This is a genomic window from Thermoproteus thermophilus, assembly GCF_055392855.1.
Genome location: NZ_AP042466.1, coordinates 1,622,449 through 1,642,166, shown reverse-complemented (window position 1 = coordinate 1,642,166; position 19,718 = coordinate 1,622,449). Strand labels below are relative to the sequence as shown.

The 19,718-nt window shown below is 58.2% G+C and carries 19 protein-coding genes; 16 read left to right on the top strand and 3 right to left on the bottom strand.

Annotated features, from left to right (window positions below; translation table 11 throughout):
* Positions 1 to 7 precede the first annotated feature (7 nt).
* The 6 genes from ACZ5PA_RS09470 to ACZ5PA_RS09445 are packed head-to-tail and all read left to right on the top strand — an operon-like array spanning position 8 to position 7,352.
* Positions 8 to 1,411 carry a hypothetical protein gene (locus tag ACZ5PA_RS09470; RefSeq protein WP_464930089.1) on the top strand — a complete coding sequence of 468 codons (1,404 nt, stop codon included), beginning with the start codon at positions 8 to 10 and terminating at the stop codon, positions 1,409 to 1,411.
* Positions 1,408 to 1,851 (top strand): hypothetical protein, encoded by a 444-nt coding sequence (locus tag ACZ5PA_RS09465; RefSeq protein ID WP_464930088.1) that lies wholly within the window; start codon positions 1,408 to 1,410, stop codon positions 1,849 to 1,851. Before ACZ5PA_RS09470 ends, ACZ5PA_RS09465 begins: the two co-directional genes overlap by 4 nt.
* Positions 1,848 to 5,468: a hypothetical protein gene (locus ACZ5PA_RS09460; RefSeq protein ID WP_464930087.1), complete on the top strand. Its 3,621-nt coding sequence runs from the start codon at positions 1,848 to 1,850 to the stop codon at positions 5,466 to 5,468. The genes ACZ5PA_RS09465 and ACZ5PA_RS09460 overlap by 4 nt, the downstream gene beginning before the upstream one ends.
* Positions 5,465 to 6,148, top strand: coding sequence for a hypothetical protein (locus tag ACZ5PA_RS09455; protein ID WP_464930086.1), 684 nt, complete (start codon positions 5,465 to 5,467; stop codon positions 6,146 to 6,148). The genes ACZ5PA_RS09460 and ACZ5PA_RS09455 overlap by 4 nt, the downstream gene beginning before the upstream one ends.
* Positions 6,145 to 6,726 carry a hypothetical protein gene (locus tag ACZ5PA_RS09450; RefSeq protein WP_464930085.1) on the top strand — a complete coding sequence of 194 codons (582 nt, stop codon included), beginning with the start codon at positions 6,145 to 6,147 and terminating at the stop codon, positions 6,724 to 6,726. The genes ACZ5PA_RS09455 and ACZ5PA_RS09450 overlap by 4 nt, the downstream gene beginning before the upstream one ends.
* 11 nt (positions 6,727 to 6,737) lie before the next feature.
* The gene (locus ACZ5PA_RS09445) at positions 6,738 to 7,352 is read left to right on the top strand and encodes a 6-hydroxymethylpterin diphosphokinase MptE-like protein (protein WP_464931247.1); all 615 of its coding nucleotides are present in this window, start codon (positions 6,738 to 6,740) and stop codon (positions 7,350 to 7,352) included.
* On the opposite strand, the gene ACZ5PA_RS09440 is transcribed toward ACZ5PA_RS09445, so the two are convergent.
* On the bottom strand, positions 7,335 to 7,622 hold the full coding sequence (locus ACZ5PA_RS09440) for a hypothetical protein (RefSeq protein ID WP_464930084.1): 288 nt from the start codon (positions 7,620 to 7,622) through the stop codon (positions 7,335 to 7,337). The genes ACZ5PA_RS09445 and ACZ5PA_RS09440 overlap by 18 nt on opposite strands.
* Before the next feature lie 87 nt (positions 7,623 to 7,709).
* Here ACZ5PA_RS09440 and ACZ5PA_RS09435 point away from each other — a divergent pair, with 87 nt between their 5' ends.
* Genes ACZ5PA_RS09435 through ACZ5PA_RS09420 form a run of 4 tightly spaced genes read left to right on the top strand, consistent with a single transcriptional unit; the run spans position 7,710 to position 11,474 of the window.
* Positions 7,710 to 9,272 carry a type II secretion system F family protein gene (locus ACZ5PA_RS09435; protein ID WP_464931246.1) on the top strand — a complete coding sequence of 521 codons (1,563 nt, stop codon included), beginning with the start codon at positions 7,710 to 7,712 and terminating at the stop codon, positions 9,270 to 9,272.
* Complete coding sequence (locus ACZ5PA_RS09430; RefSeq protein ID WP_464930083.1) at positions 9,269 to 10,756, top strand: type II/IV secretion system ATPase subunit; 1,488 nt, start codon at positions 9,269 to 9,271, stop codon at positions 10,754 to 10,756. Before ACZ5PA_RS09435 ends, ACZ5PA_RS09430 begins: the two co-directional genes overlap by 4 nt.
* On the top strand, positions 10,756 to 10,965 hold the full coding sequence (locus ACZ5PA_RS09425) for a type II/IV secretion system protein (RefSeq protein ID WP_464931245.1): 210 nt from the start codon (positions 10,756 to 10,758) through the stop codon (positions 10,963 to 10,965). Before ACZ5PA_RS09430 ends, ACZ5PA_RS09425 begins: the two co-directional genes overlap by 1 nt.
* Positions 10,962 to 11,474, top strand: coding sequence for a secretion system protein (locus tag ACZ5PA_RS09420; RefSeq protein ID WP_464930082.1), 513 nt, complete (start codon positions 10,962 to 10,964; stop codon positions 11,472 to 11,474). Before ACZ5PA_RS09425 ends, ACZ5PA_RS09420 begins: the two co-directional genes overlap by 4 nt.
* Here the strand turns inward: ACZ5PA_RS09420 and ACZ5PA_RS09415 are convergent, their stop codons facing one another.
* Complete coding sequence (locus tag ACZ5PA_RS09415; protein WP_464930081.1) at positions 11,475 to 11,912, bottom strand: phosphatase domain-containing protein; 438 nt, start codon at positions 11,910 to 11,912, stop codon at positions 11,475 to 11,477.
* Positions 11,913 to 11,952: 40 nt separating this feature from the next.
* On the opposite strand from ACZ5PA_RS09415, the gene ACZ5PA_RS09410 reads away from it, so the two are divergent.
* The 5 genes from ACZ5PA_RS09410 to ACZ5PA_RS09390 are packed head-to-tail and all read left to right on the top strand — an operon-like array spanning position 11,953 to position 17,898.
* A complete protein-coding gene (locus ACZ5PA_RS09410; RefSeq protein ID WP_464930080.1) occupies positions 11,953 to 14,697 on the top strand; it encodes a DEAD/DEAH box helicase in 2,745 nt (914 codons plus the stop codon).
* Between the two features lie 36 nt (positions 14,698 to 14,733).
* Positions 14,734 to 15,063 carry a hypothetical protein gene (locus ACZ5PA_RS09405; RefSeq protein ID WP_464930079.1) on the top strand — a complete coding sequence of 110 codons (330 nt, stop codon included), beginning with the start codon at positions 14,734 to 14,736 and terminating at the stop codon, positions 15,061 to 15,063.
* A gap of 33 nt (positions 15,064 to 15,096) precedes the next feature.
* Positions 15,097 to 16,212, top strand: coding sequence for a substrate-binding domain-containing protein (locus ACZ5PA_RS09400; protein ID WP_464930078.1), 1,116 nt, complete (start codon positions 15,097 to 15,099; stop codon positions 16,210 to 16,212).
* Positions 16,212 to 17,006, top strand: a complete 795-nt coding sequence (locus ACZ5PA_RS09395) for an ABC transporter permease (RefSeq protein ID WP_464930077.1) — start codon at positions 16,212 to 16,214, stop codon at positions 17,004 to 17,006. The genes ACZ5PA_RS09400 and ACZ5PA_RS09395 overlap by 1 nt, the downstream gene beginning before the upstream one ends.
* Entirely contained in the window at positions 16,984 to 17,898 is a 915-nt protein-coding gene (locus ACZ5PA_RS09390) for an ABC transporter ATP-binding protein (protein WP_464930076.1), read from the top strand. The genes ACZ5PA_RS09395 and ACZ5PA_RS09390 overlap by 23 nt, the downstream gene beginning before the upstream one ends.
* Here ACZ5PA_RS09390 and ACZ5PA_RS09385 read toward each other — a convergent pair.
* The gene (locus ACZ5PA_RS09385) at positions 17,895 to 18,098 is read right to left on the bottom strand and encodes a hypothetical protein (protein WP_464930075.1); all 204 of its coding nucleotides are present in this window, start codon (positions 18,096 to 18,098) and stop codon (positions 17,895 to 17,897) included. The genes ACZ5PA_RS09390 and ACZ5PA_RS09385 overlap by 4 nt on opposite strands.
* A 52-nt stretch (positions 18,099 to 18,150) precedes the next feature.
* On the opposite strand from ACZ5PA_RS09385, the gene ACZ5PA_RS09380 reads away from it, so the two are divergent.
* Complete coding sequence (locus ACZ5PA_RS09380) at positions 18,151 to 19,623, top strand: DUF3536 domain-containing protein (protein ID WP_464930074.1); 1,473 nt, start codon at positions 18,151 to 18,153, stop codon at positions 19,621 to 19,623.
* The last annotated feature ends 95 nt before the right edge of the window (positions 19,624 to 19,718 follow it).

Below are 19,718 nucleotides of genomic sequence, written 5' to 3'. Positions count from 1 at the left end.
TCCCAACGTGCAGTCCATAGAACTCGCCGTAATCGGCTTTATTATCGTGTTCTTCATAGCAATCACGTTCTACATTGTGGGGGCCATGTCGGCGAGCCAACAACAAAGCCAAGCCGAGTTGAACGTACTAGCTCAACAAATACTCCAGAGGATTACATCGTACGCGGCGTATAATTTGTCCAGAGATATCGGCGTGGCCAACCCCAGGGCGCCGGGCTATCTCAACGACTACGCCATCGATTACTTAGCCCTGGCGTCCGTTCAGCTATCCGGGTATCCGGCTTGCTACGTGTGGAACCCGCAAAGCACGTTGGCGCAAGCAGTGGGCAACACGGTCTACATGGCGGGATACGGCTACGTGATACTGAACGTAATAAACACTGCGTTAAATTTGACGTCAATAGCTAAGAGCCTCTTCGGCGAAAAATACGCCAAATACGATGTCGAGATCCAGATAAAGCCGCTCGTGAGGTTGGCCGTATGTCCGTACGTGAACTCCGGCGGCGTGGCCTTCAAGAATAACGATCCAATATGTCAAAAATTCTATTCTTCCTATAATCTCAACAACGGGACTATATACATAGTGGCCAGAGGCGTTGGGTCGTATCCTCAAGGACAAGTGGTGTATACCCTCTACTACTGTACTACGTCCAGTTGCTATCCGCCGTATACCGGCAACGTCGTCCTCACGCCCCTTCTAAACGACGGGAGGTACTATTACAGCTATGCCGCTATCGCCGCGACGCCCCCCTTCGTGGACTATAGCCAGATAGCCCAGCTCAACGCTGCGTTGGTGATCTACGCGCAGAAGACGACTTATCCCTACAGCGCGTCTTTCTACGTCTTCAACGCGACCTCTGTGTCGCTCATATACGGAGCCCCGTTTCCCGGCACTACGTCCACGACCTTGTACCTAATACACGACGCGGATTACGTGTACCCGAACAGCAACACGCCTTGTGATAGAGCTCCTAGCGCGCAAGGCCGCCAATCGCTCGGAGTGAGATACCTATCGCTCTACACGGGCCAAGGATTCTTGACCTATGCGTCCAATATAATCTTAGATCCGGGGACGGGGAACTCCCCCGTGAAGGTCGACAACTGCAACAACTGCGTGCCCAACGCTCACTGCACTGCTTGTTGGGCTGATCTGCCGACCGACGCGTTGCTCGCCGTAGTTTACGTGACGCCTAGCTCTAGCTCCGGCAAGATACCCAACGCGGCGTTAGTCCCCATACCCCTCTTCCCGGCGCCTCCCGCCGTCGACGTCGATATAAGGACTTGGCTTAGGTGGGGCTTCACCAACACGCCGCAGACCTACGCCGCGTCGGCCTGGGGAGTTTTCAACTCGCTCACCACTACGTATCTCGTCAACGTGACGGTCTACGAGTACCCGAGCCCGTTGAGATGAGGTGGCTCCTCGAGCTCCTATTCGCCGTCTTGTTGGTCGCCTTGGCCATATACGCGTTGACGTTGCTCCCGAAGAACCCTGTGTCGGTCACGGCCGGTAGACAAGACGTGGAGACCGCCTACAACACGCTCCTCCAGCTGGCGCTGAGCCCTACGTTCCTCAACGCCTTATTGTCGTCCATATGTTCCAACAATGCAGCAGCCGTAAAGGCCGCGTTGGACTCGGCCATACCCCAGCCCTACGTCTACAACTTCACCGTATATCTAGCCGGAGGCCCCCCGCCCTCTTGCCTCGTATGCGCCTCTTGGAGCCAAAAGCTCCTAAGCGTCGCGAGGCCCAACGGCTGGAGCGGAACGACCTCCACCGCGTCGGCGTCGATAACGACGGTCCTCCCTGACGGAACTCAGGTAAGGCTAGTGTTATACATAGCTAGGCCATGAAGCGGCTTAGGCCTATGGCCGCCCGGAGAAACGCGCCGCGCGTTAGGGGTCAGTGGATAATCCTCACTGCACTCGCCGTCGTGGTGGCCGCCGCGGTGATATATATGGCGTACGTCGCCACGAGCATAACCCCCCTCGCCTCGGTGCAGAGGCCCGCCTACGGCATAATGAGCCAGAACTGGCCAGAGCTGGTCCAGCTACTCGCGGGGTACACGGCGTTCCTCGCCCAAAGCGGGGCGTCGAAGGTCTCCACTGCCGCGCTCGAAGCCGGGTTGTACAACAACTTGGTCCAAGGATATCCTAGTTCGTATTTCCAACTCCAGTCGGCCTCCCAGTATTTAAGACAAGCTCTACAAGCAGTGGAGCAGAGCTTGATACCTCTCGGCACCTTCGTGACGGCCAACTATAGTATAAGCCAAGGAGGCTTCGGCGGCACTCTAGGCCCCTACCCTGCTGCCGTTGTTTTGAGCGACTCCTACAACTTCACTTACTGGTGGCTACAAGGGGCCCTCTCGGCGCCGGGGGCCTATAAGGTTTACAGATTCGTCGTCACGCCCTATACGTCAATACAGAGCGATTATGTGATCATATATTCGGCAGACGTCAGAAGGCCCGCCTCCATCGGGGAGCCCTACAACGAGGCTGTGTCCGAGATACTTAAGCAAGCCCAAAACGGTAATGGATACGACGCATCTCTCCTAAAACGTAAGCTGTACTTGATATTAGTCAACAACACGGCGCTTAGAGAGGCCTTGGCCTATTACGCTAATCAACTTTGTAATTACCACAACCCCAACGTAGTCGAGGAATTCAACGAGATGCTCTCCAAGGCCTTCGTGCAACTCCCCTGGTGGTCCGAGTATTTGAAATGCCCCTTCTGCCTCTTCGACTTCAAGATGCCGAGGGGATCTTTGACCTCGCCCGGCGTGTCGGACGAGGTCATGGTCGTCCTCTACAACAGCCCCACCGACAACGTGTACTTAACGCTCAACATACCGTTGATGTTATCCCTCTTCGGGATCACGCCGTCTCAGCCCTTCTGCTACGACCCGGCCAATTATTATTACACGTACCAAGTGCCGGCGTTCCCCGACCTCAACAACAACCCATATGCCACATACACCATAGGCGGATCCCAGTGGTTCGTCAGCGCGGCCGGGCTGTATAATTGGCCAAGCGCTATTGTCGAGAGCACATGTCACATAATTTACCCTCCTCAATCCAGCCCAACGCCGATAAAACAACTGATCCCGACGTCCGTCTACGGCAACTCGACGCAAGGGCTCCTCCTAGGCGCCGTGTACCCAGCTGGGATTCACGACGTGGGGTACCAAATATGGAACAACTACTCAATACCGTCTAGCTGGCCCGGTTTCCAGGTCAGAGTGTTGGTGAACGTGACGACGATCGGCAGAGAGAAGATGGGCTATCTGGCCTTGTTCTGGGGCGGCTATGACGGCGGAACTTTCCCCTGGTGCGCCGACATGGTCGCGGTGCAGCCGGAGAGCTATCCGCCGTCTTTCGTCTGGTCCTACCTGCCCAATGGGATCTACTCAGGTCCTTGGCAGACCTATTTGTGGGACTATGGCGGCTCTTTCGTGGGCTTGGAACAAGGCCGGTGGTACGTGCTCTCGATATCCGGTATATTGCAGGGCAACAACGCGGGCAACGTGTACCTCTCGGTTTACAAATTCCTCTCGAACAACACCGGGCCCATGACGCAGTACGTTGGGCAGTGGATTTCGGCCCAATTGCCGTTGAGTTTTAACGTAGTCCTCGGCACCGACACAGAGGATTTCCCGCAGTCCAGCTCCACGCCTTGGAGCAACGCCGCCGTGTACGACTTCTTGGCCATAAGGCCTTGGACCTACCCCGAGCCGTCGGCGGTGTTGACCGCGCTCGGCTCAGCCCCCGTGGTGGATTCGCCTAGGCGGGTGGTGTTAGCTTGGGGCAACTCGTCCTACGTTAACGCGAGGGCGTCGGCCGTGGGCAACATATCGCTGGCGCTCGTGGTGGGCCTCAACATAACCCAGAGCGCCTACGTCAACGCGTCGGCGTCGAGGGCCTTTGTATACCCCTTCAACACCACACACGTGAGGTACAGCTACGGAGTCCTCGTCAAGTCAAACGTCCCCAGAAGCGCATTGGGAGCCTCGTTCACCCTCTATATAAATACAGGTAACGTGCTCTATAATTATACTTGTGGTATAACTAATATATGTAATTTAACTCTTGTTACATATTATGGATATTCCAGCGGCGTGGACTCAGCTCTATATAATTTGACCTTCCTCGTGCCCAAGTACTCGAGCTTCTCGCCCGTGTTGCGGTTGCTGGGGGCCCAGCTGGCCGTCAATAACTTAACTTTGGTTCACCCGCAAGTGTACTACTTATGGAGCGGCAACTCCTTGTACTTGATCAACGTTGGCAATATGGATGCGCTTTTCTACTTCCCCTGGCGGTCGGGCCAGCCCGTGGTCCAGTCGGTTTCGCCCAACGACGGGGTCTTCGGAGCTCGCCTCGATATATCCAACGGTAGCGCCAGCTGGACCTTGGTGATGGTCCCGCCTCGAAGCGCCGTGAACGTTACCCTCTATCCGGCCTACGTACAACAAATACAGGGGGCGTTCCCGACCGGCTACGCGCCGGTTTGGGAGCTGAAATACGTGAGCCCAATACAAATCGCGTCGGGATGCCGCGTGCTCCAAGTGTACTTCCCCTCGGCCTACGCGGGCAGTTACTTCGTCTTGGTCATACCGCCGAGCCTCTTGACCGCGCTCGGCTTTAGCGACTTCACTAGGCTCAACATGTACGTGTTCACGAAGAGCGGCTGGAGCGGCCCTCTCGCGTACTCCGTCGCCGCTTGGAACGACGTATGGGTCAAGATAGTACAGAGCCCCGGCTGGTTCGCCTATAGGGGCACGTTGCTCGAGATATGTCCGTCGAGCCAAACGACTGCCAGATCTCTATCGCAAGTGGTGGACCTATACGTGCCGAAGACTAGTTCCTCCTCGTACACGTTCAGCACGCCTGTATCTCTCCTCAACTACCCCTCGGGCTTCGCCGTGATCGTGAACATGACCCTCGCCGTGAAGAACGGCTACCTGCCCTCTCGATATCTCCAGTATATCTACTTGGCCAACTCCACCAACACTATCACCTACTGTGTAGAGGGCTCGCCCGCTGGTAGGTTACTAGAGTTCTACAACGGCTATCTGACCGGAATTCCCGGCTGGAATATTTGGTGGAACCAATACGCCAGCGTGTGCGCCGATCAGTACGTGTGGACGACGTACGGAAACGGCATTGAGGCGTACTTCATCTTCGCCCTAACTCCGCAATTCGCCAACTTCCACATAGCCACTGTCGGCGGCTCGCAATTAAACCCCTATAGCTCTTGGTGGTACAACGGCTGGCCCAACACGGCATATAGCCCAGTTCTGCTCACGACTAATCCTCCGTGTAGCAATCTGCAGAGTTGTAACGGCCCCATGTGGAGCTTCAATAACTTGTACGTCGGGTGGTCTGGCAGTACTTATTACGGCATCGACGTCATCCCGTACATGTGGCCTCTCCCGTACTTCGTTCTGAACGGCAAGACCTATCAGACCATATGAGGGGCCTGGAGGCCGTCGAGACGGCCATATTGCTCTCCATATCCTTGGCGATAATATTCGCCGCTATTCCCTACATAATACAGAACATCTTCCAGATAGAGGCCGGGCTCGAGGCTAGGAACGTCCAAGCGCTCCTCGTCGCGCTCGCCGACTCGCTCGAGGCGGATTTCGGGATGACGGGGGTCCAGAGGACGTATCAACTCCCCTCGACTTACTTCGGCACGTTCTACGTCAGAACCCCGGGCCTCTCGGTGACCGTGAACTGCAGCGGCGTCTCGAAGACGTACTACTTCAAGGAGCTGATAGTCGGGTACAACTCGACCTACGCCGAGTTCGGCACCAACATGTTGAGAGGGCTCGTCGACTCCACGGTTGTGCAGATAGGGGAGCCCGTAATAGCGGTGAAGTCCATCTACCCGCGCACGCTTATGTTGTACAGCAGAGTGGTGTACGTCAACGGCTCCTCCCTCTATCTATACACCATATCGGCCTCCTTATCGGTACAAGGGAGCGGGCAAGCGTTGTCGTACGCGATCGGGCCCCTTAACTCGACCCAACTGATCTGCTCCGGCCCCGCCACCGTCACCGTCTCGGGCAAATACGGTACGGCCTCAGTCGCCTTCAAGGGGATAAACGCGGTGTACCTCGTCTGGAACAACGTGACGATTTTCTGGAAATGAGGAGCATAGCGGCCGTCGAGGCGGCCTTGCTCTTCAGCTTCATGGCCGCCGCCTATATAGTAGCGGCGTATCTGGCCTGGTCCTCGTCGCTACAAGCGTTCCAGAACGAGGCCGCGTCCACCGCGTCGTTGATGGTCCGCTACGTCGCGTCGCAGACGGCCGACCTGATATCGTCCTCGTTGACCCCCGGCGTCGTCGCCATCAGCTATAAACTCTTCCTCCCCACGCAGTTCCCCAACTTCGACGCGTACGGGTACTCGATAGCCCTCGTCAACAACTCCACGAGGCCCGGCGTCGTGGCGCTCTACGTCGTGGCCAACTTCACGGCGTATCGCGGCTCCTTCTCGGCGTCCCTCTACCGCGTATCGGCGTTCGCCTACAGCCTCAACGCGTCGTTCGCCAGAGTTAAGATATACGCCACCAACTTCGACCGCGTCATAGGAGGCGCGGCTTGCCTCGCGCCCTCGCCCGTAGTCCCCGGGGCGCAAGCCGTCAACTTGACGATGCCGGGCTGCGGCGCGCTCTGGTACGCCCCGACGCCTTCGAACTACAAGCTGCTCACCGTGGTCAGGAAATGAAAAACGACGGGCTGTGGCTCGTGGACCCCTTGGAGTGGCGATATGTGATGACCTTGGCTAAGGCCCTCTTGCCGGAGCTCTCGTTCTGGAAAGACGCCGAGGCCGCCGAGCTTGCCTCGCGCCTCGGCGGTTTGCCCGTCGACGTGTTGTTCAAGCTGGACTGGTCGAGGCCGGTGATATATATGCCTCCCTTTAAACGACTCGCCGAGGGGTCGGTGATCGTGGCGGTGGAGGGCTTCACGGCCAAGCGCCTCCTCGCCGAGGGCGTCAAGCCCGACGTGGTGGTGACCGATCTCGACTACGAGCCGGAGCACGTCGGCGTCGGCCGAGTGGCGGTGGTCCACGCCCACGGCGACAACATCGCAAAGCTCGGCGCGGCTCCCCCGCGCAGAATCTTCACGGTCCAGACCGAGCCGCGGCCGGGCACCTACAACGTCGGAGGCTTCACCGACGGCGATAGGGCGGTCTATCTGGCGTACGCCATGGGCGCGCGGGAGGCGACCATAAGCGGCTTTTACCCCGACGTCGAGATAAAACGCGCGGACTCCATAAAGGCCAGGAAGCTCGCGCTCGCCGCGGCCCTGTTGCGCCGGCTGTCCCGGCGGCTTTCACTTCGCCTTCTCTGAAAACGAGGCGAGCATCTCCAACGATTTGGCCAACTGCCTCAACCTCTCCTCGTCGTTCTCGAACTCCAGATAGCGCTCTAGGGGAAGCCTCATGTCCATCATGTCCTCCCCCGCTATGTAGACGCAGATAACTCCCCGGCACACCGTTAAGGTGTATATGGTCCTATAGGGGTAGAGCTCTGTGTAGTACCACAAGAAGCCGCCCATAGAGCGCAACGCCTCGACGACGTTAGGATCCCTCGCCAGCTTGAGCATATACTCCTTGTCCACGTATGGGAGCAGTTTTACATTTATAACATTGCCGCCGTCCGGCAGCTTAACGCAAAAAATATATCTAAGAACTGGGCATATCGCGTGGTGAGTATATACAACTTCCTCATGAAGGGCATAGAGAGGACCGATCTGGACCCCCTCAGATTCCGCCAGACCGTTAGACTGGCCCTTCTCGGAGGCGTCGCGTTGGCCGCGCTGGGCGCCTTCTTCACGGCAACGCGCTCCTTTCCCCTAGGCCCTCTCTTCCTGGGGCTGGGACTCTTCCTCTTGTTCACGCCTAAAGTCATAATAAGAGTCCGCGCTATGTCCATAAGGGAGATGCTCAACATGGAGATACCGTTCTTGACGGTGTTGATCCAGATGACGTTCGCCACGAAGGCCCCCTTAGACTTGGCCATCCAGCGCATGATGCGCTACAAGGAGCTCCCCGGCATAAGGACCCTCTCGACCGCCGCCTGGAACAACACGCGTATGTTGGGCATGGAGCCGCTGGACGCCTTGAAGAGAGCCGTGGAGAAGCTGGCGCCTCAGAAACTAGTGTACCGCTTCAACTCGTTGTACACAGCTCTGAGAGTAGGCGAGGACATAATAGCGAAGCTCTCGTTGTATATGGATATGGACATGGTGGAGTTCTCCACGGCGATGCAGAGGAGGACCGATTCCTTGGTGTCGGCCATATCCGCCACGATAGTGGGCTTGGCGATGCTCTCGGTCACTGCGATAGTCGTGGGCCGCGGCAACGCTGGGATTTTCGTGCTCATGGGAGGCCTTCTGCCGGCGGTGATGGGGGCCATTATGGGGCTAGTGATAAACGTCCCTCTGCTCAAGATGGATTTCAGAATATGGCCGGTCATCGCGGCCATAACGTCGGGCGCGGCCATGGTGGTGTTGGGCTTCTTCTTGAACTTCGGCATCTACACGCCCCTGGCGGCCGCCGCCATATCCGGTATCGGCTACCTCGCGACTAGGGAGAGGGTGAACGCGCGCTCCTTCGAGAGGGGGTTCATGGACTTCTCCTATGTTGTCCTCGACGAGCTCAAGCGCTCCCCCTCGGTGGTCAAGGCCATGGAGAACGCGATAACGTACGGCAATTTCGGCGACTTCACGCCTAGGGGCGCCGCCATGCTCAACGCGGTGAAGTCGGGCGTGGCGGAGCTGGAAGAGATAGTGGTCAAGGGGATGCAGCCCATAATGGCGATAGTGAGCAGGATATTCTTCGACATACACAGGCTGGGCACTCTCCCCCGCTCCACGATCGACCAACTACAGAACTTCGTGGCCAAGCTTTTCGATTACCGCGAGCAGTTGAGCAAGTCGTTGGGCATAGTGAGGCTCCTCGCCGTGTTAGGCGCCGCCATGGTCGCATTCGTCAACGCCTCGATGGTCATAATGAGCCAGGCCATGGCCAACGTGGCCGGAGGAGGCGTCGGGGGCCTCGCGGGGGGAGGAATAGGCATGAAATTCCTCTACCTCGCCTTCGGGATGTTGGCCGTAGGCTATTACTTCCTATTCGCCAAGGTCAGCTTCTCCACGAGAGGAGGCCTTATATATCTCTCTATCTTCTACGTGGCGATGTTCGTAGTAATAATGCTCACAACGAGCATCTTGAAGCCGCCTAGTAACCCCTCCGCCCCGGGAGCGCCATGAGCGCGCGCGGCCTGGGCTTCCGGACTGAGCAGTGCCCCGGGATCCCCGTCGAAGAATACGCCGTTGAGGGGGCGAGAATAGTGATACACAAGTTCGAGGACGGCTTCTGCTACTCGGTCAACTACGCGTTCCCGTACTCGGACAAGGTGGGGGAGTACGTCTACAAGGTAATAGAGTACTTGACGGCGAGGCAAGTGGTCAAGCCCGACATGACGAGGGAGGAGCTGGGCAAGCTCATCGAGATGGCCATGGCCGACATAGGCGTTCCGAGGCCTCTGAGGGCGCCCGTGCGATTCTACGTCCAGCTGGAAGCCGCCGACTACTCCTACCTCACGCCGCTCCTCTACGACGTGAGGCTCGAGAACGTCAACATAAACGGGACCAACAGCCCGATCTACGTCGATCATAGGGATTACGGGTACAACATAAGGACCAACATAGTGCCCACCGACGGCGAGGTGCTCCTCAGGATAGTGGGCAGAGTATACGCCGAGACCGGCCGTCCTCTAAACGAGCAATACCCCATACAAGACACCTACCTGCGTCTGTCCAACGGCGCCTTGTTGAGGTTCGCCACGGCGATGTCTGGCAAGACCTCGCGCAATCCGCCCTACGTCTCCATACGTATCCAGCCGCCGGAGCCTATATCGCCCACTAAGCTCATCAAGAACAAGACAATCTCGGCGCTCGGCCTCGCTTATTTGTGGTACCTCTTTGAGAACCTCAAATCGATACTCATTATAGGAGGCACGGGCTCCGGCAAGACCACTCTCCTCAACGCGTTGTTGGTCCTCTTGCCACATAAGCGCATAGCGGTGGCGGAGGAGACCCCCGAAATACGCTTGCCGAAGAGCTTCACCAACTCGGTCCTGCTCTTCACGTCGCCCCTCTACGACTACCAGAAGAACTTGCCCGGATCTGAGTCGGCCATCTACTTGATCGACTTGGTCCGTTATCTGTTGCGCGCCAGACCCGATATAGTCGTGATAGGGGAGAGCCGCGGCCGCGAGATACACGAGCTGATACAAGGCATCTTGACGGGACACGGAGGCGCGACGACGTTCCACGCCGAGGACATGGTCGAGGCCTTCATGAGGATGACCGGAGAGGCCATGGGAGTCTCGCCCGAGCACATATCGGCGTTCAGCGCCGTCGCCGTGGTGAAGAAGTTCGATTGGGGGAGGCGCGTCACCTCGCTCACAGAAGTGGTGTGGCTCAGGGCATATCCGTACCCCGCCCTCAACAGGATAAAGATAAAGGACGAGGAGTTCGGCCTAGTGGAGGTGGGCGTGTACGACCGCAATAAGGACGTCTTCACGATGGATCTCAAGAGGTCTTTCTGGCTCCAGAGACTGGGCGGCATCGAGGAGGTCATGGCGCGCGCCGAGCTCCTACAAGCCCTAGCCGACAAGGGCGTGCTCGAGGCGGAGGCGGTCGCCGAGGCCGTCAGGCAGTACTATAGGCTGAGGAAGAAATCGCCGTGATGTTGTACGGAACGCCCGAGGAGCTTATCAAGGCCTTGGAGGAGGAGTCCTATAAATTAATCTCACTTAAAGGCAGAGACCCCCATCTCGATAAGTTCATAGACAAGAAGTTGAGGATCTTAAAAGAGTGTATAACTAAGTTAAGACAAGCTAAGTCCAATAAGGTCCAAGTAATAGCCATCTCCTCTTGTTATTTAGTGGAACTATGATGGACGTCTATGTGGCCCTCTTCGTAGCTCTCCTCTCCGCCTTAGGGGGCGCTCTGATTAGGAGAGATATACTCGCCCTCTCCATTTACGTGGCTCTGGTCTCAGCCGCAGGCTTCTTGATCAGCTTCTTGTTGAACGCGCCTGCAGCGCTCCTCGGCCTCTTGGGCCTATCGACGGCGGCTTACAGAGTGGTTAAGATATCCAGCTTAAGAGCGCCGAGAATTAGGATATATAGATCCCGGCGGAGGCTACAAGAGTTGGAGGAGATGACGCGCAGCCTCGCGCGCGTGAATATCCTAGACGTAGTGCCCGCCGGGTCCAAGAGGGCGCTTCACCCTAAGATAGTCGAGATGATAGAGATAGCTGAGAGAGCGCGCTCTTTGGGGTATAGAGTTGAGGAGCCCGGCTGGCTCAAGGACGCGAGGACTTACAGGAGGCTTCTCGGCTCCCAATTCGTCTCCGACGAGGACACCGTGGTGGGCGAGACTGAGGTGTTCGCGCTGGGGTAATCAGTAGATCAACACTGCGTCTATCCCCAGAGCCTTGAGCGCCTTTACGGTCTCCGCATTGTCGTCGAAGTGGACTAATACTTCGACGCCGTTCCTCCTCAAGGCCGCCACGACATCTGCCTTGTAGAGAGGGTCGCGCCTCCTATCGCCGTCCGGCCTCATGTACAATGCTCTGTACTCCACGCCGTAGTGTTTAAGTTGCTCCTCGGTGCACTCCCTCATCCTCTCGGGTCTACCCGTGATCACCACGACGTGGTGTCCCCTCTTAGACAAGAAACGCGTCAGCTCGACGTTATGCACCTTGGGCTTGTCGAGGGCTAACTTCTCGCAGTCCAGGAAACAATCCCAGTCCACGTCATCGCCGTTTAGGCACAAACGTAATCTACTCAATGCGTCGACCAATACGCCGTCTATGTCGAAGGAGATGGCGAAGCGCATGGGGCCTCTAACACTTTTTATTTAAGATATCCCCCAGCGCGTGGTCTTCGATCTGTTGAGGAGGGAGCTCAGAGAGGCCATAAGAGAGTTGGGCTACGAGAGGCCCACGCCAGTGCAAGAGGCAGCAATACCAGTCGTCCTCTCCGGCGCGCACGTGTTGATAGTTGCGCCCACGGGGTCGGGGAAGACCGAAGCCGCCGTGTTCCCCATCCTCTCCAAGATGTTGGACGAGGGGCTCGAGGAGTGCGTGCAGGCGTTGTACGTGACTCCTCTCCGCGCCTTGAACAGAGACGTGTTGAGGCGGCTGTCCGCAATAGCCGAGGCTATAGGCGTTAGAATTGACGTAAGGCACAGCGACACGGCGGAGTCGGCCAGGAGGAGGGTCTACCGCTCGCCTCCCAATTTGTTGATCACGACTCCCGAATCCTTCCAGATCTTGCTCCTCAACAGAGCCATGAGGCGCGCCCTCAAGTGCGTCCGCCACGTAGTGGTGGACGAAGTCCACGAGCTCGTGAACAACAAGAGGGGGGTCCAGTTGGCCCTAGGGCTCGAGAGGCTCGTCGAGCTGGCGGGCGAGTTCCAGAGGATAGGCCTCTCTGCGACTGTGGGCGACGTCGAGCTGGTCGCCGCGTTCCTCGGAGGGTCCGGGCGGAGGGTCGAGGTGGTGGACGTCTCGGCGGCGAAGAGGTACGAGATATCGGTCGTGGCGCCGACGCCTTCGGAGCAGGACTACGCCGATGCCGAGAAGTACGACGCGACGCCTGAGACTTTGGCGCGGCTTAGGTACATAGCCGACGTGATCGCCAACGAGAAGAGCGGCGTCTTGATATTCACCAACACTAGAGACGGCGCCGAGTTCCTCGCGGCTAAGCTAAAGGCTTTGTTAGGCGATGTTGTCGACGTGCACCACTCCTCCCTATCGAGGGAGCATAGGCTCTCGGTCGAGGAGAGGCTCAGATCCGGCGAGCTCAAGGTGGTCGTCGCTACCTCGAGCCTCGAGCTAGGCATAGATATAGGCCACGTGGGGCTGGTTATCCAGTACGGCTCGCCGAGGCAAGCTATTAGGCTCGTGCAGAGGGTGGGGAGGAGCGGACATAGGCTAGACGCCGTCTCGCGCGGCATCGTCGTCGCCTCAGACCTAGAGGACTACTTGGAGTCGGAGGTCATAGCGGAGAGGGCCGCGGAGAGGAGGCTGGAAAAGGCAGTGGAGTACCACGAGGTCGCCCTCGACGTGTTGTTGCACCAAGTAGTGGGCATGGCGCTCGAGGCTCGGCTGGACGGCCGCCCTCTGGCGTTCGAGGACGTCCTCCGCATGGCCAAGAGGGCGCACCCCTATAGGTCCCTTACGCCGGACGACTTGAGGCTAGTCTTGGACTTCGCGCAGAGGCATCGCCTCCTCGACGGGCTTAGGCCGAGGAGAGGGTCTATAAAGTACTACTTCGAGAACGCGTCGACAATACCGGACGAGAAGAGCTATAAGGCCGTCGACCAGACCACTGGGAGGATCGTGGGCGAGCTCGACAGGGAGTTTGTCTTCACGGTGGAGCCCGGGACTAGGATAATCCTATCGGGCAGGGCGTGGACCGTCTCCAGAGTCGAGGGCGACGTCGTCCTCCTATATCCCGAGTTGGACTTAACCGGGGCTCTGCCCGGATGGCTGGGCGAGGAGATACCGGTGCCGAGGGAGATAGCAGAGGAGGCTTGTAGAAGGAGGGCCGAGGCCCTCAAGGCGGCCCTCAAGGGGGAATACGCGGGCCTCGCCGACGTGGAGGGCCTCTCCGAGGAGGACATACCCACCCCCGACGTGGTCCGCGTCCACCTCTTCGGCAAATACGCGGTGGTCCACGCGTGTCTGGGCTCCAAGGGCAACGAGGCGTTGGGCATGTACCTATCGCACCACCTCTCGGCCTATTTGGGTCCTGTAGGCTACAGAGCCGATCCCTACAGAGTCCTGTTAATACACAGAGAGCCAATACCGCAGACGCCCCTCTCGGAGGCCTTCTACAGAGACGCCGCGTACGTCCAGAGGACTTTGATGAACGCCGTGAGGTCGTCGCGTTTGTTCAAGTACAGGTTCATGCAAGTGGCCCAGAGAGTGGGCCTCTTGTCGAGGGAGGCCGAGGAGGTGCCGGCCAAGCTCGTCGACGCCTACGTCCACGATTTGCCGGGCATAGAGGCCGTGAACGAGATCTTCGTGGAGAAGCTCGACCTCAAGGCGTTGTTAGACCTCTTGGAGGGCATCAAGGCGGGGAGGATCGAAGTGCGGGCCAAGAGGCTCGCAACGCCGACCGCCTTGGAGAAGCCGATCCTCGAGGAGGCCCTCCGCGTGGACTTCACCTACAAGGGCCTATCGCAAGAGGCCGTGAAGGACCTAGTGCGCAAGAGGATATTGAGCAGAGAGGTCTCCCTCTTGTGCCTCAACTGCGGGTGGACGTTCAGAGGCAAGGCGTCTACGTTGCCCGAGAGGATACGGTGTCCCAAATGCGGCGTGGGGGCCATCGCAGTCGTCAAGGGCAACTTGGAGCGGGCGCTTGAGGTATGGAGGAAGTTCAAGGCCAAGCGGAAGCTGGACAAGGAGGAGGCCAAGGAGCTGGACGAGTTGAGGCAGAGCGCCTCCATAGTCCTAGAGCACGGCAAGGTGGGGGTGTTGGTGCAGTTGGCGCACGGGGTGGGCCCCAAAACCGCCGTGAGGATCTTGAACAAGCTAGCCGCAGGCGGCGATTTGTGGAGCGCCATAATAGAGGCAGAGAGGCAGTACGCCGCGACGAGGGCTTTCTGGGATTAGGGCTCCAGTTTTATTAACCGACACCTCGGCGCTTTTATGATCTCCATACATAGGGACGAGGCAGGCGAGAACTTGGCCAGGGTCATAGACTTGGGCGACGTCAGGGTCGTCTCGATGGACGTATTCTCCGAGGGGGTGCCCGTGCCGAAGGACGCGGAGGTCTTGGAGTTGGCGGGGCGTTATAGGATATACGTTGCGTCGGAGGAAGCGCCGGGCGGGCGCATCGAGATAGTCGTTTATGATAATGGATCTAAAAAACAGTTGATAAACATTAAGTATATCGGGAAATTATCGAGCGAGGAGGCCTTGGCTTATCTTAAGACCTTCGTTGAGCGCATTAGAAAATCCTTAATATCAGATATATGATAAAAACTTAAATGGGGGTTAGAGAAGGAGGGCATGGACATCAAGGGGCTAGTCCTGGGCATAGTGATAGGCTTCTTGTTGGGCTTTGGGGCCCTTTACGGATATTTCCACGCCGCTGGAGCTCCTAAAACGTCCGCGAACATCACGACGGCCCCGCGCCTCTTCTCAGTCGGGGCCGCGGGCACTTTGAAATTCGCCTTCAGCAAGCTCTTAGGCGTCTACTCCCAGCTGTACCCCTCGGTGGCCGTGGGGCAGCCCCTCTTCGAGGGCAGCGGCAAATTGGCCCAAGACGAAGTAGCCAGCAAGCAGTTCAGCCTAGTCGCAGCGGCCGACACCACCACTATACCCGCCGTCCTCTTCAAGAACAACTTAACCGATTACGAGATCGCCTTCGGCATAACGCAGATGGCCGTCATCGTGAACCTCAACACGACTGCCGGGAGGGAGGTGTACGACCTATGGAGGCAAGTCCAAGAGTACCAGCCGTTCTCGGCCCAATGGAACTCCACTTGGAGGGAGATATTCCGGATAATCGCGTTGAGCCAAGCCAAGGTCGGCGTCTCCGACCCCTTCACGGATCCATCTGGCTATCAAGCTATTTGTATGATAAAGCTGGCCGGCCTCACGTTCTTCGGAAACTCCTCCTTGTTGTACAACGCCATATACGGCAATACGTCTAAGTACGTCATGAGGACCACCGAGGTGGATCTGTTGTCGCTCATGGCGTCGGGCCAGATAGACTTCGTGTTGTCGGCCTACCTCTCCAACGCCATACCGCAAGTGCAGGAGTATAAGGGGCTTGCCTACATAACGCTTCCGCCTCCAGTGAACTTGGGCTCCCTCGACTATGCCTCCTATTACCACTCGGTCAAGGCGACGTGGACCGAGGCCGGGCAGACTAAGACCTTCGCCTGCAACCCAGTGATATATACGTTCACTGTGCCCAAGACGGCGCCGAATCCAGAAGCCGCGGTGAATTTCGCGTTGTTGTTGTTCAGCCCAGAGGGCCAAAAAGTGCTTGAGAGCTACGGCATTCAGCCCATATCGCCTGGGGTAGTCTACGGCAACTACTCCGACGTCCCGGCCCCGCTCAAGCCCTTCGTAGTGCCGTTGTCTCAAGTGCCGCAGTACGCGCCGGCGTTTCCCTAATGGCTTGGTTCAAGGCATCGGCGATTCTAGCCCTCTTGTTGGCCCTTAGTTTTTTCCTCTACCCCCTCTTGTTCTTGATATACCTCGGCTGGGGTAGCTTGGCGTCGGCGCTCGCCACGGGGTCCTTCCTGCAATCCCTAGGCATCACTGCGGCTATATCGACTCTCGCCTCGTTGATAGCGGTGTTGGCCGGCATACCGACGGCGTATGTGCTGGCCCGTTACGATTTCCCGCTCAAGCCGCTAGTGGATGCGATAATCGATATCCCCGTTGTCGTGCCCCACACGGTCGTGGGCCTCATGGTGATCTTGGCCTTTGCATCGTATGGGCTCGGGCCCTTGTTGGGCAAATTAGGCCTACAGATAATCGACGCCTTGCCGGGCGCCGTGATAGCCGTCTCCTACCTCTCGGCCACCTACGCGATCAGGACTATAGAAGGCGCCGTGAGGCTTCTGGATCCGGAGCTCGAAAACGCGGCGAGGTCGCTGGGCGCGAGCCCCTTCAAGGCCTTCGTGGAGGTCGTGCTCCCGAACATCAAGGAGGCCGTGCTCGACGGCGCGCTCCTCTCGTGGGCTAGGTCGGTCTCGGAGGCGGGCGCCTTGTTAGTAGTGGCGTATTATATAATCCTGGGCAACTCCTCGATATACCCCGCCTCTATATACATATATCAAGCATATATCGGCCTAGGGCTGAACGAGGCGGTCAAGTACTCCGCGGCCCTCGTCTTGTTCGTCCTAGCCGTGTTCTTGTCCTTCAGAGCCGTGATAGGCCGTGTTGGAGCTAAGAGGCGTTAAGGCCAAGATAGGCGCGTTCCAGCTCGGCCCAGTGGACCTCGTAGACGACGTCGGCTACCTAGTCGTGATGGGCCCCAACGGCGCTGGGAAGACGAGTTTATTAAAAGCCGTGGCCGGCCTTCTGAAGGCCGAGGGCGTCGTGTTGTTAGACGGCGTCGATATATCCAAGCTGCCTCCCGAGAAGAGGAACATAGCCTATGTGCCCCAATCCTACGCTTTGTTCGACCACATGACTGTCTTCTCGAACATCGAGTTCGGCTTGAGGATGCGCGGAGTGCCGCGTGACGAGAGGCGGGCCGCGGTGATAGATATAGCGAGGAGGTTGGGCATCGAGGACCTCCTCTCGAGGAGGCCTAGCCAGCTCTCGGGCGGGCAGAAACAGAGGGTGGCGCTCGCCAGAGCCTTGGCTATAAGGCCGAGGTTGCTCCTCCTCGATGAGCCCATGGCGGGCCTCGACCCGGACATAAAGGAGGCCGCTTTGTCCTTGTTGAAGGAGTTGCCCGCGGAGTACGGAGTATCCGTCGTCCACGTGACTCACGACCGCGAGGAGGCGTATTCCCTAGGGGATATGGTCGCCGTCATGTACGGAGGGAGGATAATCGAGGCAGGAAGGCCCGAGGAGATCTTCAGAAGACCGAGACACGCGGTGACCGCCAAGATGGTGGGGCTACAAGTCTTGGAGATGGAGGGAGGCTGTTTCGGCGTAAGGCCCGAGGATGTCGTGGTCGGCTCGGGCCCATTCAAGGCGCGCGTGATAAGGGTGGTCAAGTCCTTGAGGGGGAACAAGGCGCTTCTCGATATCTGGGGCCAGCGGCTGTGGGCGTATGTGGACGGGATGGTGGAGGGCTACGTGGAGGTGGAGCTCCGGGAGCTCGTGCCCCTCGAGTGTTAAGACGCCAAAAAGGCCACGAGCGCCATGACGGCGGTCTGTACGGCGACTATTAAGGCAATTACGGCTAGCTCCTCAGCCTTGACGCAGCTAAGGACTCGGCCCCTGCAGCCGGGCGTCATGCGGACCAAGTAGAAGTACGTCGCGAGGAGGATCGCCGCGTATATAGCCGACGCAACTGCCAGAGCCTCGGCCGCGGTCATGATACGGCCTTATTATAGGCCCAAGCTTATATACTATCGCACCGATAGGTCCGTGTTCGTCATCCACGGGCATTTCTACCAGCCTCCCAGGGAGGATCCGTGGCTGGAGACCATACTGCCGGAGCCCTCGGCGGCTCCTTACAGGCATTGGAACGAGAGGATAACCTTCGAGTGCTACGAGCCCAACGCGTTGTTGGGCAACTACACTTGGATTAGTTTCGATTTCGGGCCCACGCTTCTGGATTGGTTGCGGCGGAAAAGGCCGCACGTCTACAGCGCGATTATAGAAGCCGATGCGGTGGGGCGAGAGAGGTGGGGACACGGCAACGCCTTGGCCCATCCCTACTACCACGTGATCTTGCCTCTGTTGGACCGCAAGGAGAAGGAAGTCGTGGTGGAGTGGGGCATAAGGCATTTCGAGAGGCATTTCGGGAGATACCCCGAGGGGATGTGGCTGCCTGAGATGGCCGTAGACGTCGAGACGCTGGAGGTTTTAGCCGAATACGACATAAAGTTCACCGTCCTCACCCAGAGGCAAGTAAAGGGCGGAAAGGCGGGCGGGCCCTACGAGGTCCTCTTGCCGTCTGGGAGGAAGATCTTAGTGTTCGTCAGAGACGAGGCGCTTTCGGACAAGATAGCCTTCGGGGAGCCGGACGAGTTGACCAAGGCTATGGAGGCGGCCCCAGAGGATCGCTTGACGTTAGTAGCGCTGGACGGGGAGACCTTCGGGCACCACAAAAAAGGCGAGGAGCGCGTCTTGGCCACGGCGATAGCGCGATTCGGCGGGAGGTTGGCCAATTTAGGCCTCGCCGCCGAGCGGCTCAAGCCGTTGGGGACCGCGGAGATAATACCGGGCACTTCCTGGAGTTGCCCGCACGGGCTGGGGCGTTGGACCAGAGACTGCGGATGCGACGGGCCCGCCCCGTGGAGGCAACCGCTCAGAGAGGCGATAAATTGGCTCAACGACGTAGTTGACGATGCCTTCGACAAGTGGAGCAACTCCCGCGGAGTGGACGGGTGGACCCTCTTGAAGAAATACGCGCGCGTGCTCTTGGGCGAAGACGCCGAGGCGTTCGCCAAGGACGTAGCGCCTCAGATCCCGCCGCGAGAGTTGCTTAAGATGTTAGAAGCTGAGAGGGCGAAGCTCGCGGCCAACACCAGCGATGCGTGGTTCTTCGCCCGCCTCGGCCTCGAGGCCAGCATATCCGTGAAGTGGGCCGTCCGCGCGTTGGAGTTGTTGGGGGATGAGGCTTTGTTGGATGAGTTCCTGAGAAAGCTCTCCGAAATAAGGGGCCAGCCGGCCGGCAACGCCGCGGCCCTCGTGCCGACTTTGCGCGGGCCTCTAGTGGCCGTCTCCACGGCTCTGGCGGCCACGATATCCGGGTATACCGTCGAGGAGCTGGGGCCCTACCGGATCTACCTCAACGGGGTGAGGGTCAAGATAATAGATAGGAGGACCCTCGAGGTCTGGGAGCTGGATTATTCCGAGTTCGGGGTACCTGTACTGAGGCTTGTCGAGCAATAACGCAGCCGCGTCCTGTATACAACTCCACGACAGGATCGACTAGAAGGTATATTGTACTTATAGGCTTCTTCCATCTTCGATATATGTATACGCTA

Coding starts and splice junctions, on each gene's coding strand:
- ACZ5PA_RS09465 (WP_464930088.1), top strand. CDS start 1,408: ATGAGGTGGCTCCTCGAGCTCCTATTCGCCGTCTTGTTGGTCGCCTTG.
- ACZ5PA_RS09460 (WP_464930087.1), top strand. CDS start 1,848: ATGAAGCGGCTTAGGCCTATGGCCGCCCGGAGAAACGCGCCGCGCGTT.
- ACZ5PA_RS09455 (WP_464930086.1), top strand. CDS start 5,465: ATGAGGGGCCTGGAGGCCGTCGAGACGGCCATATTGCTCTCCATATCC.
- ACZ5PA_RS09450 (WP_464930085.1), top strand. CDS start 6,145: ATGAGGAGCATAGCGGCCGTCGAGGCGGCCTTGCTCTTCAGCTTCATG.
- ACZ5PA_RS09430 (WP_464930083.1), top strand. CDS start 9,269: ATGAGCGCGCGCGGCCTGGGCTTCCGGACTGAGCAGTGCCCCGGGATC.
- ACZ5PA_RS09425 (WP_464931245.1), top strand. CDS start 10,756: ATGTTGTACGGAACGCCCGAGGAGCTTATCAAGGCCTTGGAGGAGGAG.
- ACZ5PA_RS09420 (WP_464930082.1), top strand. CDS start 10,962: ATGATGGACGTCTATGTGGCCCTCTTCGTAGCTCTCCTCTCCGCCTTA.
- ACZ5PA_RS09415 (WP_464930081.1), bottom strand. CDS start 11,912: ATGCGCTTCGCCATCTCCTTCGACATAGACGGCGTATTGGTCGACGCA.
- ACZ5PA_RS09405 (WP_464930079.1), top strand. CDS start 14,734: ATGATCTCCATACATAGGGACGAGGCAGGCGAGAACTTGGCCAGGGTC.
- ACZ5PA_RS09400 (WP_464930078.1), top strand. CDS start 15,097: ATGGACATCAAGGGGCTAGTCCTGGGCATAGTGATAGGCTTCTTGTTG.
- ACZ5PA_RS09395 (WP_464930077.1), top strand. CDS start 16,212: ATGGCTTGGTTCAAGGCATCGGCGATTCTAGCCCTCTTGTTGGCCCTT.
- ACZ5PA_RS09385 (WP_464930075.1), bottom strand. CDS start 18,098: ATGACCGCGGCCGAGGCTCTGGCAGTTGCGTCGGCTATATACGCGGCG.